Origin of the sequence: Streptomyces sp. NBC_01515 (assembly GCF_045040345.1) — a bacterium.
In the GTDB taxonomy this organism is placed as follows: Bacteria; Actinomycetota; Actinomycetes; order Streptomycetales; family Streptomycetaceae; genus Streptomyces.
Genome location: NZ_CP109416.1, coordinates 8471343 through 8487799 on the forward strand (window position 1 = coordinate 8471343; position 16457 = coordinate 8487799).

The 16457-nt window shown below is 72.1% G+C and carries 11 protein-coding genes; 6 read left to right on the forward strand and 5 right to left on the reverse strand.

All coding sequences use genetic code 11. From position 1 onward, the window contains the following. Positions 1 to 27: 27 nt before the first annotated feature. On the reverse strand, positions 28 to 753 hold the full coding sequence (locus OG407_RS38105; RefSeq protein ID WP_405864313.1) for a DUF4241 domain-containing protein: 726 nt from the start codon (positions 751 to 753) through the stop codon (positions 28 to 30). Positions 754 to 869: 116 nt separating this feature from the next. Beyond that, on the reverse strand, positions 870 to 1883 hold the full coding sequence (locus OG407_RS38110) for a thaumatin family protein (protein WP_405864315.1): 1014 nt from the start codon (positions 1881 to 1883) through the stop codon (positions 870 to 872). A gap of 210 nt (positions 1884 to 2093) precedes the next feature. Between OG407_RS38110 and OG407_RS38115 the strand changes: the two genes are divergently transcribed. Continuing rightward, positions 2094 to 3998 (forward strand): sigma-70 family RNA polymerase sigma factor, encoded by a 1905-nt coding sequence (locus OG407_RS38115; RefSeq protein ID WP_405864317.1) that lies wholly within the window; start codon positions 2094 to 2096, stop codon positions 3996 to 3998. A 78-nt stretch (positions 3999 to 4076) separates the two neighbouring features. On the opposite strand, the gene OG407_RS38120 is transcribed toward OG407_RS38115, so the two are convergent. After that, positions 4077 to 5114 (reverse strand): thaumatin family protein, encoded by a 1038-nt coding sequence (locus OG407_RS38120; RefSeq protein ID WP_405864319.1) that lies wholly within the window; start codon positions 5112 to 5114, stop codon positions 4077 to 4079. A gap of 349 nt (positions 5115 to 5463) precedes the next feature. Here OG407_RS38120 and OG407_RS38125 point away from each other — a divergent pair, with 349 nt between their 5' ends. Beyond that, positions 5464 to 6024, forward strand: a complete 561-nt coding sequence (locus tag OG407_RS38125; protein WP_405864321.1) for a DUF3455 domain-containing protein — start codon at positions 5464 to 5466, stop codon at positions 6022 to 6024. A gap of 94 nt (positions 6025 to 6118) precedes the next feature. Here the strand turns inward: OG407_RS38125 and OG407_RS38130 are convergent, their stop codons facing one another. After that, positions 6119 to 8260: an AAA family ATPase gene (locus OG407_RS38130; RefSeq protein ID WP_405864323.1), complete on the reverse strand. Its 2142-nt coding sequence runs from the start codon at positions 8258 to 8260 to the stop codon at positions 6119 to 6121. A 310-nt stretch (positions 8261 to 8570) separates the two neighbouring features. Between OG407_RS38130 and OG407_RS38135 the strand changes: the two genes are divergently transcribed. Beyond that, positions 8571 to 9836 (forward strand): alpha/beta hydrolase, encoded by a 1266-nt coding sequence (locus tag OG407_RS38135; RefSeq protein ID WP_405864325.1) that lies wholly within the window; start codon positions 8571 to 8573, stop codon positions 9834 to 9836. Positions 9837 to 9847: 11 nt separating this feature from the next. Here OG407_RS38135 and OG407_RS38140 read toward each other — a convergent pair whose 3' ends face one another. Beyond that, the gene (locus OG407_RS38140) at positions 9848 to 12658 is read right to left on the reverse strand and encodes a LuxR C-terminal-related transcriptional regulator (protein WP_405864327.1); all 2811 of its coding nucleotides are present in this window, start codon (positions 12656 to 12658) and stop codon (positions 9848 to 9850) included. Between the two features lie 217 nt (positions 12659 to 12875). Here OG407_RS38140 and OG407_RS38145 point away from each other — a divergent pair, with 217 nt between their 5' ends. The 3 genes from OG407_RS38145 (at position 12876) to OG407_RS38155 (ending at position 16438) form a co-directional block, all read left to right on the forward strand. Next, entirely contained in the window at positions 12876 to 13544 is a 669-nt protein-coding gene (locus OG407_RS38145; RefSeq protein WP_405864329.1) for a LuxR C-terminal-related transcriptional regulator, read from the forward strand. A gap of 177 nt (positions 13545 to 13721) precedes the next feature. After that, positions 13722 to 14405: a DUF4255 domain-containing protein gene (locus tag OG407_RS38150; protein WP_405864331.1), complete on the forward strand. Its 684-nt coding sequence runs from the start codon at positions 13722 to 13724 to the stop codon at positions 14403 to 14405. After that, positions 14402 to 16438: an ATP-binding protein gene (locus OG407_RS38155; protein WP_405864333.1), complete on the forward strand. Its 2037-nt coding sequence runs from the start codon at positions 14402 to 14404 to the stop codon at positions 16436 to 16438. The genes OG407_RS38150 and OG407_RS38155 overlap by 4 nt, the downstream gene beginning before the upstream one ends. Positions 16439 to 16457 lie beyond the last annotated feature (19 nt).

Consider the following 16457-nt stretch of genomic DNA (forward strand, 5'->3'; position numbering starts at 1 on the left):
AGCTGACGGTCCGTCGAGGGTGCCTCGTCAGGCCTTGGCGCCGGACATGCCGCTGGTCACCACGATCGCGGCCACCGCGCCGGTCCCGGTGCGGCCCAGCCAGACCACGCCGCCCGACTCCGCGGTGAACGTGACGAGGTCTGCCTGTCGGGTCTCGTCGCTCAACCGCTCGCAGTCGTCGGGCAGTTGCTCGGACTCGCGATCCACCGGGGCCCCGTCCACGAACGTGCGGAACGGTGCGACCAGGGTCGTCCACGCCTCGGCGTCGGCGAAGCAGCCGACGTTGGCGTCGGAGGAGAACCCGACCTGTTCACCCGGCTGAAGCCGGTCGATGTCGTCGTGGATCCCCAGGCCCATCTCCCACCCGGCCACGGGGTCGTGGCTCAGGCGTATCCGGGTCGCGGCGCACGCGATGCCGTCGAAGTGCTCACCGAAGAACTCGTACGGCCCCGCCGTCCAGGCGATCTCCACCGGGTAGGTACCCGGTGGAATCCGCACGGCCAGCTCGCGCGGGGGTCTCGTCGGTGACCCGTCCTCGTAGTCGCCGTCCTCGTCGTCGTGCCACGGCGCGTCCACGATGAGCCGGCCGGTGGGTAGGCGGATGGTGGTCATCCGCTCAACTCCCGTGACCACGACCGGCGTTGACGGATCGTCGTACACCGTCCCCAGGTGCGCGCCGGGCGTGAACGCCGTCTCCAGATACCAGGCCGCCTCCGGCCCGGCGGCCAGCCGGGCATCCCCGAACCACTCCATGTCCCGTCCCTCCCTTGCCGCCCGGCCGGACGGTCAAGGGAAAAGGTACGGCGGGCCACTGACATCGAGCCGGGCGCACTGACAGCGAGCCGCGTGCACCGACACCGAACCGCGTGCTACGACCCGGTCGTCCCGAAGGTGACCTTGTAGTAGCAGGCCCCCTTGCACGGCATCGTCGCCCCGTCGTCGAAGGCGTACGAATAGGCGTACGGGGCCGCCCGCTTGAAGACCTGGGTGTAGTCGACCGGCCACTTCGAGGGGACGCAGTTGTCGCGGCCCGCCCAGGCGCCGCGGCAGCAGTACGTGTCGCCGCCGAACGCCGCGCAGGGCGGCTCGCAGCCGACGACCTGGCCGCCCGACACCGCCTGCATCGCGGTGGGGCAGTCGACGTCCGACGTGCAGACGCCCTTGTAGCAGCCCGAGGAACTCACCGGGTCGACGGTCGTGGTGTGCGAGATGTTGATGTACATCGGCAGGTTCGAGCCGTCGACCATGCTCACGTCGTAGAAATCCATCCCGGCGTACGCGTCGAACGTGAACTCACCCAGTGTGGTGGGCGGGTTGGCGCCCTCGCACACGCTGGTGCAGTCGCCGGTCGCGCAGTGGCCGGCCGCCGTGGAGGTGCAGCCCGTGCGGCCCCAGATACGGCCGCCCCAGTTGTTCGCCACGGTCACCGACAGGCTCTGGCCCGGGGCGAGTCGGCGGCCCTGCGGGTAGACGGCGGTGTTGGTGACGATCGCCCAGACCGTCTTCGGGGTGCGGTTGACGACCGTGATCAGGCGCTTGCCGACGGGGGCTGTAGAGGGGTGCTCTGCCGGGTCAACTGCCTTGGCGGTGGGCTTGCTTGTGCTCTTCTTCGAGGCGGCGGTCTTGGGGGACGGAGAAGCCGAGGCGCTCTGACTGGGAGAAGGCGAAGGTGAAGGCGAGGATGACGCGCTTCGGGACCCGGCCGGGCGCGCGGCCGTGTCCTGGTGGGCCGTCGTGCGGGTGCCGCCCGTTCCGGACGGCGTCCACACGCTGTAGGCGATCAGCACGGTGGCGGCCGTGGCGACGGCGGCCGCCGCGACGTACCACCAGCCTCGGCGGTGTCGCCGCGGGCTCGCGCCGAGTCTTCTGCGTCCTCGTGCCATGGTCCTCGCGCCTTCCTGATGCTCTCCGGATGTGGTCCAGATGTGGTCCTGCCTATCGGTGACCTGTTCGGCGACGGCTCGACAACATAAATTCGGACGCGACCGGCTGATTTCTTTTGCTGTCCTGTTTTCTGTAGTCCTTGCGCGCGTCGGCGGTCTCCGAATCAGGGACACGTCACGGCCGGACCACACGCGGAGGAACGAACGCAGATGACCGAGAAGCCCAGGAGTGGACCCGACGCGGGCGTGGTGACGGCCGCGTGCGCGGGTGACCGGCAGGCCCTGGACCACCTGCTGACGCAGTGCCTGCCGCTGGTCTACAACATCGTCGGCCGGGCCCTGAACGGTCACGCCGATGTCGATGACGTCGTACAGGAGACGCTGTTGCGCATGGTGCGGGGGCTGCCGAAGCTGCGGGATCCCGCAGCGTTCCGGTCGTGGCTGGTGGCCATCACGATCCGGCAGGTACGGGACCGTGAGCAGATACGGGCCGCCGACCGCGACCGCAGGGCGCACCTGGAGGACGCGGAGGCGATCACCGACCCCGCGCTCGACTTCGCCGGACTGACCATCCTGCGGCTCGGGTTGACCGAGCAGCGCCGCGAGGTCGCCGAGGCCACGCGCTGGCTCGACCCAGACGACCAGGAACTGCTGTCCCTGTGGTGGCTGGAGGAGACCGGCGAACTCGAACGGGCCGAACTCGCCGGTGCGTTGGGGCTCTCCGACCGGCACGCCTCCGTCCGCGTGCAGCGGATGAAGAAGCAGATGGAGGTCTCGCGGGTGGTGGTGCGGGCACTGGTGGCCGCGCCGCGCTGTACGGCGCTGGAGGAGACGGCCTCGACGTGGGACGGCACGCCAAGTGCCTTGTGGCGTAAGCGGTTTGCCCGTCACATCCGTGGCTGCGGGGTGTGCCAGGGGCTCGACGCGGGGCTGCTTCCGATGGACCGGCTGCTGAGCGGGCTTCCGTTGGTGGCGGTGCCGACGGGACTTGACCCGGCGCGGGTGCTCAACGCCGTGCTGGGGCAGGGCGGTTCGTCCTCACCGGCGGACCAACCCGCGCACTCCACGCACTCCGCGCACCGGGGAACCCGTCGGCGGCACGGACGCCGGTCCGGTCGTATGGGCAAGCAGATTGTGGGTGGTTCGGCGGCGGTCGCCGTCGTCGTGGTGGCCGCGCTGGTCGCGCCCCGGCTGACGGGCGGTTCCTCCGCTACGACGGCTGCGGCATCGCCCGCTCCGGTGGTCAGCGTCACCCCGAGCCCCACGCCCACGCCCTCGGCCTCTCCGAGCGCGTCGCCGAGCCCGTCCCCGACGCCGAAGGCCAAGCCGAGCCCCTCTCCCTCGACGCACACCGCCGCCGCCCCCGCGCACATCGCCTCCGGTGCCAAGAAGGGGGTCGGGGTGTGGTCGTTCGGCGGGGTGAGTCAGGCGCTGGCCGCGAGCGGGGCGAGCTGGTACTACACCTGGTCCACACAGCACTCGGGGATCACGACGCCCTCGTCGGGGTCGTTCGTGCCCATGATCTGGGGAGCGAAGTCCGTCACCGACTCCTCGCTGGCCCAGGCCCGGTCGTACGGCCCGTATCTGCTGGGGTTCAACGAACCGGACATGGCACAGCAGTCGAACATGACGGTCGAGCAGGCGCTGCAGCTGTGGCCCCGGCTCATGGCGGCGGGCAAGATCCTGGGCAGCCCGGCGGTCGCCTACGGCGGTGACACGGCGGGTGGCTGGCTGGACCGGTTCATGTCCGGGGCCGAGGCGAAGGGGTACCGCGTCGACTTCATCACCCTGCACTGGTACGGCGGCGACTTCCGCACCCCGCAGGCCGTCGAGCAGCTGAAGTCGTACCTGGCGGCGGTGTACGCCCGCTACCACAAGCCGATCTGGCTCACCGAGTACGCGCTGATCGACTTCTCCCAGGGGACCCGTTTCCCGTCCGCGCAGCAGCAGGCCGATTTCGTCACCGCGTCCACCAAGGCGCTGGACGGGCTGTCGTACGTGCGGCGCTACGCGTGGTTCGGGCTCGGCGCTGACGCGTCGAAGCCGAGCAGCGGGCTCTTCACGGACGGTACGACGACGACCGCGGCCGGGCGCGCCTTCCAGTCGGCGGGCTGACGCACACGCGATGGGCGCCCGGTCCGAGAGGCCGGGCGCCCATCCTGTGCGCGTGCCGAGGTCAGGGGCACCGCGGAGTCAGGGGCTCACGCCCCAGGTGATGCGGTAGCCGCACTCTCCCGAGCAGGTGAGGACGCTGGTCGCGTCGTCGTTGACGTAGGAGTAGGCGAAGGGTTCGGCCTTCTTGAACACCGCCGCCGAGTCGACGGGCCAGGACGACGGGACGCACTGGGGTCGTGCCGCGTAGGCGCCGGTGCAGCAGGTCCTATCCGTCTTGAACACCAGGCAGGCGCTCAGGCAGGCCACGACCCGGCCGTCCCGGATGCGCTGGAGCTTGGTGGGGCAGGTGGCGTTGGCGTCCCGGGTGCACCCGGCGGCGGAGCAGCCGTTCGCGTCGAGCTTGTCGTGGGACGAGCCGCCGTAGCTGTTGATCCACATCGGCAGGTTGTTGCCCTCGACCAGGCTGACGTCGTAGAAGTCCATGCCGTTCCAGGCGTTCAGGTTGAACTCGGCCAGCGTGGAGGGGAATTCGCCCCAGGTCGAGCCGCACTGGAAACGCCCGCAGTCGCCGGTCAGGCAGTGGCCGTCGCCGGACGCGTCGAAGGAGCAACCGGTGCGCGCCCACACCCGGACGTCCCAGTGGTCGGGGACGGTGAAGCTCAGGCCGGCCCCCGGCTTCAGCACCCAACCCGTCGCCTCCACAGGGTGTTTGGGGTCCGCGGCGATCGCGGGCCAGATCGTCTGGTCGAGGCGGTTGACCAGGGTCACGGTCCGCTTACCGGCGGGCGCGGTCTTCGGCTGACCGGCCGCGCGGGACGGCGAGGCGCTCGCCTTGGACGGCTTCCGCGCCTCGGGGGTGGGCGAGGGGGAGGGCGTGGCGCGCGGCGACGACGTCGTCGTGGCCGGGGGTCCGGAGCGGGACGGGGTGCCGGCCGCCGCCGTGCTGTGCCCGGACGGCGGACCGGCGACCGTACGGTCTCCCGGGGTTCCCGTCTGCGCGCGGGTCAGCAGGACGCCGGTCACCACGGCGAGGCAGGTCAGGAGTACCGCAGCGGCCAGGCCGACCTGTCTGCGTACGGGGCGGGGCGGGCGGAGCGCACGGCGGTGGCCCGCCACGGCTCGTGCGCGCCCTTGTCGGCGGATGGACAACCGGCAACGAGCCATGTCTCAACACTCCTGTCCGTACCCACGCTCCGCCGCGCGGCGATCCGGCCGGCGGAGTCTTCCGTAGAGGAGACCGGCGCGGGTCCTGCCGGACAACGGAAACGGGGACGGCAATACCCACTTCGCCGTGGCGGTGAGCAGTGCTGGTCATAAGTCGATCAGAAGTTGGCACCCTGGCCGCGCGTAATCCCCCGTACATTGCGGCAGCGGGGCCGAAGATCATCTGATCGGCCCGGGAGTCCGGACCTCCGCGACCCCGATACCCGCGATCCTGTTCAGAAATTGCTCTGGAGACACACCGATGAAGATCGCCAAACGTCTCATCCTCACCACCGCGGCCGTCACCGCCGTGGCCGCCGGCACGCTCGTGAGCGCGACCGTCGGCCAGGCCGCCACCCCGCAGCCGCCCCTCCGCCTCGGCGTCACCGTGCCCGACGCGCTGAAGGTCCCGGACGGCAACAAGCTCACCGGCGTCTTCTCCGCCGCCGGCGTCCAGACCTACACCTGCACCAACAGCGCCTGGACGCTGCTGGAGCCGGCCGCCACCCTGTGGGCCAAGAACGACCGCGCCAAGCGTCCCGTCGCCCTGCACTCCCGCGGGCCGGTGTGGGTGTCCACGGTGGACGGCAGCGCGGTCAACGGCTCCGCGATCGCCAACTCGCCCAAGACCGGCGCCATCCCCGAGCTGCTGGTGAAGGCCACCGCCACCCGCGGCACCGGGACGTTCGCCGCCGTGTCCTACGTCCAGCGCCTCAACACCAGTGGCGGCGTCGCCCCCGCCACGGCCTGCACCGGCACCAGCACGGACCAGGTCAGCGTGCGGTACACCGCCACGTACGCGTTCTACAAGCCCGCCAAGTAACTCGTCGGGTGGTGAAGGCAGTTGGCCCCTCGGGCAAGTTTGAGGGGCCAACTGCCGGAACACGTCCGTGAACGGCCCCGCCGCGGACGCCCTCTCAACTCCCTTGCGGGGGCTCCTGTCCGGCCCTGATCCGGCCGTGCACCTCCCAGTCCCACACCGTCTCGCGCACCTCGTCCAGGGCGCGGGCGAGATGCCTGCGGTAGGTGCTGAACGCCAGGTTGAGCTTCCGCGCCACGGCATCCTGCGTGGACGTCGAGTGGTACGTCAGCGTCAGCACGTCGTGCAGATGCCGGGTGCGGGCATGGGCGTTGAGCCGCTGAACGGCCTTGCCGATCAGGTCGCGCAGCGCGGTCACCGGGTCGCCCTCACTGAGTTCCTCCACCAGCCGGCCGCGCAGCAGCGGGTTGTCGGCGAGCCCGCCGGGGTCCAGCCAGCCGCGCAGCGCCTCCCGGACGGCGGCGTCCGACTCCTCCCGACTCAGCGGTGTGACACGGGACTTGGGCTTCCCGGCGACCACGGCCGGTGCCCCGCCGAGCAGACGCGCGTCGATGCCCTCGGCCCACTCCTCCGCCCGCGCCGCCCGCCAGTCGTGGCAGAACAGGCCGTACCCGCGATCGGCGTGCACGGCCCGGCGGGGCGGCTGGAACATGCCCAGATACGTCAACAGCGGTGCCCAGAACTTCGGTTCGGCGCTGACGAAGCACGACCAGGCGCAGTGCTTGGCGCGCAGCACCTCGAAGACGATCCGCATCCGCACCAGGTCCCATGACCGCGAGGGGCGGTGGTGGTTCTCCTCGTGCACCATGAACCGTGCCACGCCGAGGTGCTCGCCCTGGCGTGGGGGAGTCATCGCGGAGACCAGCTCCCACGCCTCCGCCAGCACGGGGTCGGCCGCCCGGGTCTCGTCGTCGAGCGCGTCGATCCTCAACCAGGCCATGAAACCGAGGAGTTGACCCGTGTCGCAGCGCCGGTGGACGTGGAACGCCTCGGGCTGACGTCTCAACCAGTACGAGACCGTACGGGCGTTGTGCTCGCCCTCGACCTTGAGGGCCAGCTCGATCAGCGCGGGGGCGTCCTCCGGGCGCATCGGCTGCTCGTGGACGTCGGGTTCGTCCCGGGTGCCCTGGAACTCCCTCAGCCACTGGGCCCTGGAGACGATGTGGTCGAACTCGCGGGCGGCGCGCAGGGCTTCCTTCTCCGGTGCGTCGCGGACTCGTTCCACCAGGTGGCGGCGGATCGTGCGGTGCATGGCCTTGTAGCGTTCCGGGTCGCGCCAGCGGAAGTCGCCGTCGAGGGCGTCACGGACGACGTCGTAGGGGCACATCCCGAAGGGGCCCGACTTCATGAACGACAACTGCCGCAGCCAGGCGAAGAGTTCGGTGGCGTCCTCGTCCGGGAGCGCCACGCGGAGCAACTCCTCGGTGGTGTCGGCGACATGGCCGCACACCTCCAGTGCCCGCCGGTGGGCGGGCGAGGGCGGTCTGCCGACGATGTGGGTCAGCAGGCGGTCGACGACCGTGCGCAGCGGGGCCCAGAAGACCTCGTCCGTCGACGAGTTGCCGTGGGTCGCTGCTTCGGCCACCAGGCGCAGGGCGAGCGGATGGCCCGCGGCGAACCGGAGGAGGGACGCGTGCGGTGCGGGGTCGGCGCCCTGCGCGGTGAGCAGCGCCGCCGAGTCCGCGGGCCCCAACTCCCGCAGGGGCACGACCTGGAGGACCTCGCTCCACGCGAGGTCCGCCTTCCAGAGGGGGTCGGGTGCGTGCCGTCCGGCGACGACGACCAGGGCTCCGGCCGGTAACCGCGGCAGGAACCGGTCGCGTATCCACTCCTCCATGGCGCGGTAGCGCTCGAAGTCGTCGACCAGCAGGACAGCGTTGTCGCGGGCGAAGACCTCGGCGGTCGCCTCCTCGAAGGCCGCCGGCGAGAGCTCGACCGTACGGGCGTCGACGCCGACGACCGGCCGCCCCGCAGCCTGTGCCTCCGCGGCGAAGCGCTGCAGCAGCGCGCTCTTCCCCATGCCGCCCGGGCCGTGCAGCACGATGACCATCGGGGCGCCGGGTTCGCCGGCCAACGCCCGCCGGAACAGGGCGAGTTCCTCGCGCCTGCCGACGAAGTTCTGCAGGCGGGCGGAGGCCAGTCTGTCGGCCAGCCGGCCGTTTCCGGCCGATCTGCCGGGTCCGTCCGCCGAGTTGGCGTCGCCGGGGCCGGACCGCAGGGCGGAATCGTCCTTCGCCATGCCGTTCCCTTCCCCGGAGTCGACCGCTTCGGACCGCTGCGAAACCTACCGGGTCGGGCCGGACGACGGGGCACGGCGAGACCTTACGGCGGGCTTACGGACGACTCCGCCGATCGCCGGAGAGCCTGCGGCGGGACGCCGACCGGACACCGGACAAGACGCCGTAAACCTGCGAGGGGGCCGTCCGTGGAAACCCCTGCCGACCCGCTTCTTTGTCCTATTCGTGCTCGTTGAGGAACGCAGAAGGGTCCGTAGCCCTCCTTCTGTGTGAAGGAAACAGCACAGGCAAGGAAACCGGGGACTGAGTGGCATGGGTTTGACCAGCGAGACTACCGTTTATGTGGTGGCGGCCGTGGCTGCCGTCTGCGTGGCGCTGCTGGTCTGGGTGTGGCCGCGGCTCGCCAATCGGGGTGTGCGGCACGTGCTCGGGCGGCTGGCAGCCATTGGAGTGACTCAGGTCACCATCATCGCGGCGTTCGCGTGCTGGCTGAACTCCTCGTACCAGTTCTTCGGATCGTGGGGCGAGCTGTTCGGCAACGTCGACACCGCTCCCGTCGGCGTGACCCAGGCGGCCGACCACAGCGGTGACGGCTCGATCGGCGGCGTCACCGTGAAGGGCGCGCTGGTGCAGCCCGCCGGCGACGAGCAGCTGAGCCGGGTCAGCGGACTGCCCACCGGCAACCCCGCGGTGAACGGCAAGGTGGAGTCCGTGAAGGTCATCGGCCGCCGTACGGGAGTGGTCGACCCGGCGTTCGTCTACCTGCCGCCGCAGTACTTCCAGAAGGCCTACGCGCGCCAGCGCTTCCCCGTCGTCGTCGCGCTCAGCGGCTACCCGGGCAGCATCTTCAACCTCGCGCAGTACCTGCGGGTGTCGCAGACCGCCGGGCAGCTGCAGAAGAGCGGGCAGATGCAGCCGACCATCATGGTGATGATCCGGCCGACGATCGCCCCGCCGCGCGACACCGAGTGCGTGAACGTCCCTGGCGGACCGCAGACCGAGACCTTCCTCGCCAAGGACCTTCCGCAGGCCCTCAAATCCGTCTACCGGGTGGGCCACGACGCCAGCGCCTGGGGCGTCATGGGCTACTCCTCCGGCGGCACCTGCGCCCTGCAGCTGACGATGCGCAACCCGCACGTGTACACGACGGCCGCCGCGCTCTCCCCGGACTACCGGATCAAGGACGACCCCACCACCGGCAACCTCTTCGGCAGCGGCCTCGGCCGGGTGAACCGGGTCAACGGACACGACCTGATGTGGCGGCTGAAGCACCTGCCCGTACCCCAGGTCTCCGTCCTGGTCGCCGACAGCAAGCACGGCGAGCGGGGCTATCCGCAGACCGTCGCCTTCATCAAGGCCGTCAAGGCGCCCATGCGCGTCGCGTCGATCCTGCCCGAGTCCGGCAGCCACAACTTCCCCACCTGGGTGCGGGAGATGCCCGCCTCCCTGAAGTGGATGAACCAGCAACTCACCTTCCCCCAGGACGTCGTGCCCCGGCACGTCCCCAAGAAGGGCAACAGCACCGTGCGGGCGGAGGGCACCGAGCCCAAGAAGCCGACGGCCGGGACCCGCAAGTAACTCGCGGCGGGTCACGGCCCGTTCGTGCGCCCCAGCGTCCCGGGCAGTTCGCCCCGCCGCCGGATGCCCAACTTCCGGTAGGAACTGGTGAGATGGGTCTCCACCGTGCGGCGGGCCAGATGCAGCAGATCGGCGATCTCGGTGTTCGTCCGGCCGTCGGCGGCCAGTTCGGCGATCCGCCGCTCACTGGTCGTGAGCGACCGCGAACCGGTACGGGCGGGCGCCGAGCGCCGGGCCCCGCTCTCGCCCAACGCCTCTTCCGCCAGGGCCCATTGACGCGTCGCTCCCAGCCGCTCGGACCGCTCCGCGGCCTCCCGCAGACAGGCCCGGGCCCGCCCCCGGTCCCCGGCCGCGGTCAGCCCGCGGCCCCGCACGATCAGCGCCGACACCAACTCGGCCTCCGTGCCCACCGGCCCGCCCCGCAGCAGTCGTACGGCCTCCTCCGCGAGCTCCAGACCGCGCGGGCCGCCGGTCGCCGCGGCCAGGACGCGCAGTGAACGGCCCACCGCGCGGGGCGTGTTCCACACCCGGGACAGCCGCAGCTCCTCCTCCGCCAGGGCGATGGCCTCCCGGGGGCGGGCGAGCGCGAGACGGCATTCGGCGGCGGCCGTGCGCCACGGAGTGACGACCGGGCTGACCACCTCACGGGCCGACTGACGGCGCCCGCACTCCAGGAAGTCGTGCAGCGCGCCCGCCGTGTCGCCGGTGGCGGCGCGCACCACTCCCCGCGCGTAGAGAAAGCGGTTCAACTCCCAGGAGTCGGGCGCCGACCGCAGATCGAAGCCGTCCGCGAGCCGCAGCGCCCGCGCCTCCTCGCCGGTCGCCACGAGCGAAAGCAGCACGTGCGCCTGCCGGTTGGAGGGCCCGCTGCGCGCCTTCTCGCGCGGGCACGGGTCCGCCAGCAGCCGCGCGTGCTCGCCGCGCGCGGCCAGGATGTCGGCCCGTACGTTGACCAGCGCCTCGTGCATCGGGTGCAGCACGTCGGGCCGCTGACCGACCAGGCCGCGCTCCACCAGCCGTTCCGCTTCCGGAAGTTCGTCGGCCCACTGGGCAACGGCGGCGGCCGTGCCGATCAGGAACGGCTCGGTCAGCGGATCGGCGGGCTGCGCGAGCAGCGCCCGCAGCCGCCGCATCGCCTCCGCGGCCGGGATCAGCCCGGCCGTGGCCGCATGCCGTACGACCAGCGCGTGACCTGCCGTGCCGACCAGCTCGGGCGAGTGCTCGGCGGCGTCGCACAGCCACCGGTACACCTCCTTGCGCACCGTCTGGTCCTGCTCGGACAGCAGCACCGAGGCGGTCTGGAGGGTGCGGATCAGCTGCGGCCGGTCCGTCAACTCGTCCTCCACCGTGCGCAGTACGTCCACGGCGGCCAGGGTCCGGCCCCGGCCGGCCAGCGCCGTGCCGAGCGCGACCGCAGCCCGCACCGTGTCCTGCGGCGCCCCCGACAGCCGTAGCGCCTCGCTCAGGCGGGGGATGCCGGCCGAGGACGTCTGCGCCCTGTACTCCAGGGAGCCCAGTTCGGTCAGCAGGCGCTGTCTGGGGGCGTCCCGGAGCGGCTCCTCCAGGACCCGGCGCAGGAAGGCCGCCGCGTCGGACGTGCGGCCGTCGCGCAGCGCGAGCGAGGCCGCCTCCTGGAGCGCGGCCGATGCCCAGGGCTCGCCCACCGGGTCGGACAGCAGCAACTGCCGGGCGACCGTGTCGGGGGAGACCCCGTGGCGCTGCATCGTCTCGGCCGCCGCCGCGTGCGCGGCCCGCCGCCGGGTCGCGGGCACGCCGGTGAGCACCGCGTCGCGCAGGAGTGGATGCGCGTAGCGCGGACGCCCGTCGGGGTCGGGGCGCAGCACCCCGAGCCCGCTCATCGCGGTGAGCCAGCCGGTCACCCGCGCCGGGTCGGCACCCGCCAACTCGGCGATCACGGCGGCCAGTTCTTCGGCGGGGCAGGTGGCGTGGCCGCTCGGCAGATCCCGCGGGGTGCCCCCGTCCCACCCCTCGTCCAGCGCGGCCAGCGTCCGGGCGACCTCGCCGGTGGCCGGACCCGCGCTGTCCAACCACCAGGACACGGCGGCCGGATACGCGCCCGGGTACAGCGCGGCCGACGACTCCGGCACGGTCGGATGCCGACCGGCGCCGAGGTCGTCGAGCAGGGCCCGCAGCAGCAACGGATTGCCTGCCCCGGCCCGTACACAGTCCTCCACCCACGGCTCGGGCGCGTCCGGGTGGGCCGAACGCACCAGCTCGGCGGCCGAGTTCGCGGTCAGCGGGGCCAGCGTGAGCGTGCGGACCAGGGCGGGCGACAGGGTGTGGGTCAGGCCCGGTGTCGATGGATCGACGTCGTACTGGCTGCGTTCCGTGACGACCAGCAGGATCCGTAACCGGTCGACGTGCCGGGCGGACTCGACCAGCCAGCGGTGCGAGGCCGGGTCGGCCAGATGGACGTCGTCCACGGCGATCAGCAGCGGTGCCCGGTCGGCGTACGAATGCAGCACCCGCCGGAACAGATCCGCGCTCGCCCGCTCGTCCCCGGCGAACTTCGCCTCCCCGAACTCCGGTACCGGAGCCATCAGTTGCAGCACGGTGGCGTACGGCACCGCCCGGTCGCGGGGCGAACAGCGGGCCCGCAGCACCCGCATGCCGTGCGCCCGGGCGTCCGCCACGGCGGTCTCCAGCACGGTGGTACGGCCCGTCCCGGTCGCCCCGCGCAGCAGCACGAGCCGGCCGGCACCGGCCCGGGCCCACGCGGCCTCCGCCACCAACAGCCGTGTCGCGTCCCGGTGTTCGGGCGGTGTCGCGAACGCTCCGGCGTCAGGCGTCGACCCCGTCATCGCGGTCCTCCTCGTGTCCCTCGTACCCGTCGTGCCGGTCGCCTCCGCCACCTTGGCCGCTCACTCGCCGTGGTCCGCCGTACGTCCGATCTCGTGGTGCTGCTCGTGGTGCTCCACGATTGCGCGCGCCCCGCCCGCCCGTGAGGGTGAGGAGTACACGGCCGCCACCAGCACACCTGGGGTGGCACGTAGTTGGATGTGGATTCGAGGGAGAACGTTGCTCAGCTCATCGCGGCCCGCACACCCCGGTACGGCCGACCCCGCCGACCGGATACCCGTGGCGGTGCACGCCCCGGACCCGATCTCCCGCGAGGGAGCCCTCAGCCAGCTGCGCCGATACCCGGAGATCGACCTCCGCGAGGAGAACGACACCGGGCCCGGCAGAGTGGCCCTGTTCATCGCCGACACCCTCGACGAGACCGCGCTCACCCGGCTGCGCCGGCTCGTGCGCAGCGAGGGCGGGCGGGCCGTGCTCGTCGTCGGGGCGCTGCGCGAGGCCGAGTTGCTCGACGTGATCGAGTGCGGGGTCGGCGCGATCGTGTGGCGCGGGGAGGCGACCGCGCAGCGCCTGGTGCAGGCCGTGGTCGCCGCGGCGCGTGGTGACGGCGACCTGCCGGCCGATCTGATCGGCCGGCTCGTCGAACAGGTGGGGACTCTGCATCGCAGCGCGGCGGGCCGGTCCGGAGGCCATCCCTCGGGACTCTCGCCGCGTGAGGTGGACGTCCTGCGGCTGGTCGCCGAGGGGCTGGACACCGGAGAGATAGCCAGCAAGCTCTCCTATTCCGAACGAACCGTCAAAAACGTCGTGCACGGGTTGACCACACGCCTTCACCTGCGCAATCGGGCGCATGCCGTGGCGCATGCCCTTCGGGAAGGCTACCTCTGACCGAACGGGCACTCGAAGGAGAACACGCGGGCAGCGTGTCGTGCCCTGTGCCCGTCCCCAAGGTGCTTGCGGGGACGGGCGGTTGGGACGGCACGATCGGGGGACGGCCGACACGGGCGTACCGGGCGCCGACGCGTACCGCGGGGCACGACAGCACGGCAGGGCGGGAGTTCGGCGGTGATCCACGAGGTGGACGAGGTTCTGGGTGACCTGATCGGCGGCGGCGCACTGGCCGGTTCGGGCATCGAGGTCTCCTTCGACGCCCCGACCCGCGACTGGGCCGCCCGCCGCAACACCCCCACGATCAACACCTACTTGTACGACATCCGGGAGGACGTGCACCGTCGCCAGCGCGGGCATGTCGTCGTGCGCGACGAGCGGGACGTGGTCGTCAAGCGCCGCCAGCCGCCGCGCTGGTTCCGGCTCTCGTACCTGGTGACGGCGTGGACGAAGCGGCCGCAGGACGAACACCGGCTGCTGTCCGCCGTGTTGTCGACCCTGATCCCGCGCGAGCTGCTCGCCCCTGCCGAACTTCCCGGCTCCCTGCGTGAGTTGGGCCTGTCGGTGCCGATCTCGGTGGCCGGTATCCAGACCGAGTCCCGCTCCCTCGCGGAGATCTGGTCCGCCCTCGGCGGCGAACTCAAGCCGTCCCTCGACCTCGTGGTCACCGCGCCCTTCCCGGCCTACCCCGAGTACGACGTCGGCCCGCCCGTCACCGAGGGCGCGGCGGTCCGCGTCAGCGGCCTCGACGGCACGGAGCCGGGCGTGGAGGAACGCGCCCACCGCCCCCGCCAGGTGGTGGCGGTACGGGAGGCCCGCGAGGTGGCCCGGCGCAAGAGGGCGCCGGGGACGCCGACATGACGGTCACGGAGGACGCGTTGGCCTTCGCCGTCGAGCCGGAGACCGACGCCCTCCTCGCGCGCCTCGGTCACCTCCGTGAGCGTGTCGCCCTGCTCGTCGACCGGCGTTCCGCCGCCGACCCCACGGCCGGTGACCCGATGCGCGGCCTGTACCTCCCGGAAGAGGCGGTACGGCAGCTGCTGCTGCGCTCGCCGGAACCGGAGCGGGAACTGGTCGCGCCCGCACCGGAGTTGGCGCACAGCCCGGCCGACCGACTGGCCGCCCTGCGCCTGACCGACCTCGACACCGCCCTCCTCCTCGTCGCCCTCGCCCCCGACCTGGACCGCACCTTCGAGCCGCTCTACGGCTACCTCAACGACGACGTCAGCCGCCGCCGGGCCACCGTGGGACTCGCCCTGGACCTGTGCGGCGTACCCGCACACCAGGCGGAGGGCCGGGCCCGGTTCCTTCCGACGGCCCCGCTGTCCGCCCTCGGGCTGCTCACCGTGGAGGACCCCGAACGCCCCTTCCTCAGCCGCTCGTTGCGCGTGCCCGACCGGGTCGTGGCGCATCTCCTCGGCGACGACACCCCGGACGCGACCCTCACCGGGCACCTCCACCCGCTGCCGGTGCCGAGCGCGTCGCACGACGGGCAAGAGCCTGGCGGGCAAGAGTCGGGCGCGGACGGCGAGTTCACCGGCTTCGTGGACCGGCTGGCCGCGCTGCTCGCCGAAGGTCCGCCCCTCGCCGTGTATCTGAGGGAGCGTCACGAGGGCGACGGGCTCGTGTGCGTGTCGGGTGCCCTGCACGCGGCCGGTGTGGCCGCCGTGCGGTACTCCGGACCTGTGGAGCGGGTGCCGGAGCTGTTGCGCGAGGCCCGGCTGAGTGGCCGTACGGTCGTCGTGGGTGGACTGTCCGACCAACCCGGCGCACTGGTACGGGCGTTGACCGATGCCGCCGACGTCTCCGTGCTGATCGCCGGTGCGCGGCCGTACGACCCGCAGTGGTGCGAGAGCGATCCGCTGATCCTGGAGGCGCCCCGGCAGCGGGCCGCGGCGGTGCGGGCCTGGACGGACGCCGTCGGCGAGCAGAGCGGCTTCGACGTACGGGCCACCGTCGCGCCGTACCATCTCGGCGCCGACCGCATCGCGCGCGCCGCCCGGGCGGCACATGGTCTTGCCGCGTTCGACGGCACCCCGATGAGCGCCGCCCATCTGCGGCTCGCGGCACGGCAGCAGTCGGCGTCCGGGCTCGAACAGCATGCCCGGCGGATCCGGCCCGCCGTCGACTGGCGGGACCTGGTCCTGCCCGAGCGGTCGCTGACCCAGCTGCACGAACTCGCCCTGCGCGCCCGGCACCGCGACCGGGTCCTCGGCGACTGGCGGCTCAGCGCGGGAGGCGGCCGGGGGCGTGGTGTGCTCGGCCTGTTCGCGGGGGAGTCCGGCACCGGCAAGACGCTGTCGGCGGAGGTCGTCGCGGCCGAACTCGGCCTGGATCTCTATGTCGTTCAGCTGTCGTCGATCGTCGACAAGTACGTCGGCGAGACGGAGAAGAACCTCGAACGGATCTTCACGGAGGCCGACCGCACCGACGCCGTGCTTCTCTTCGACGAGGCCGACGCCGTCTTCGGCAAGCGCTCCGAGGTGAAGGACTCGCACGACCGGTACGCCAACATGGAGAGCGCCTATCTGCTCCAACGCCTTGAGTCCTTCGACGGGATCGCGCTGCTCACCACCAACCTGCGCGCCAACATCGACGAGGCGTTCACCCGCCGGCTGGACCTGGTCGTCGACTTCCCGTTCCCGGACCCGGCCCAGCGGCTCGCGCTGTGGCGGCACGGCCTGACCCATGTGCCGAGCGTGCCCGACCTCGAACTCGGGCCGTTGGCCAAGGAGTTCGAGCTGGCCGGCGGTTCCATCCGAAGCGCCGTCGTCACCGCCGCCTACCTCGCCGCCGGACGCGGGGACACGGTGACCGCGGCGGACCTCCTCGAAGGGGCCCGCCGCGAATACCGCAAGGCGGGGCGGCTGGTGCCGGGAGAAGGCACCTGGTAACCGCCCCTCCAGAGTGGAT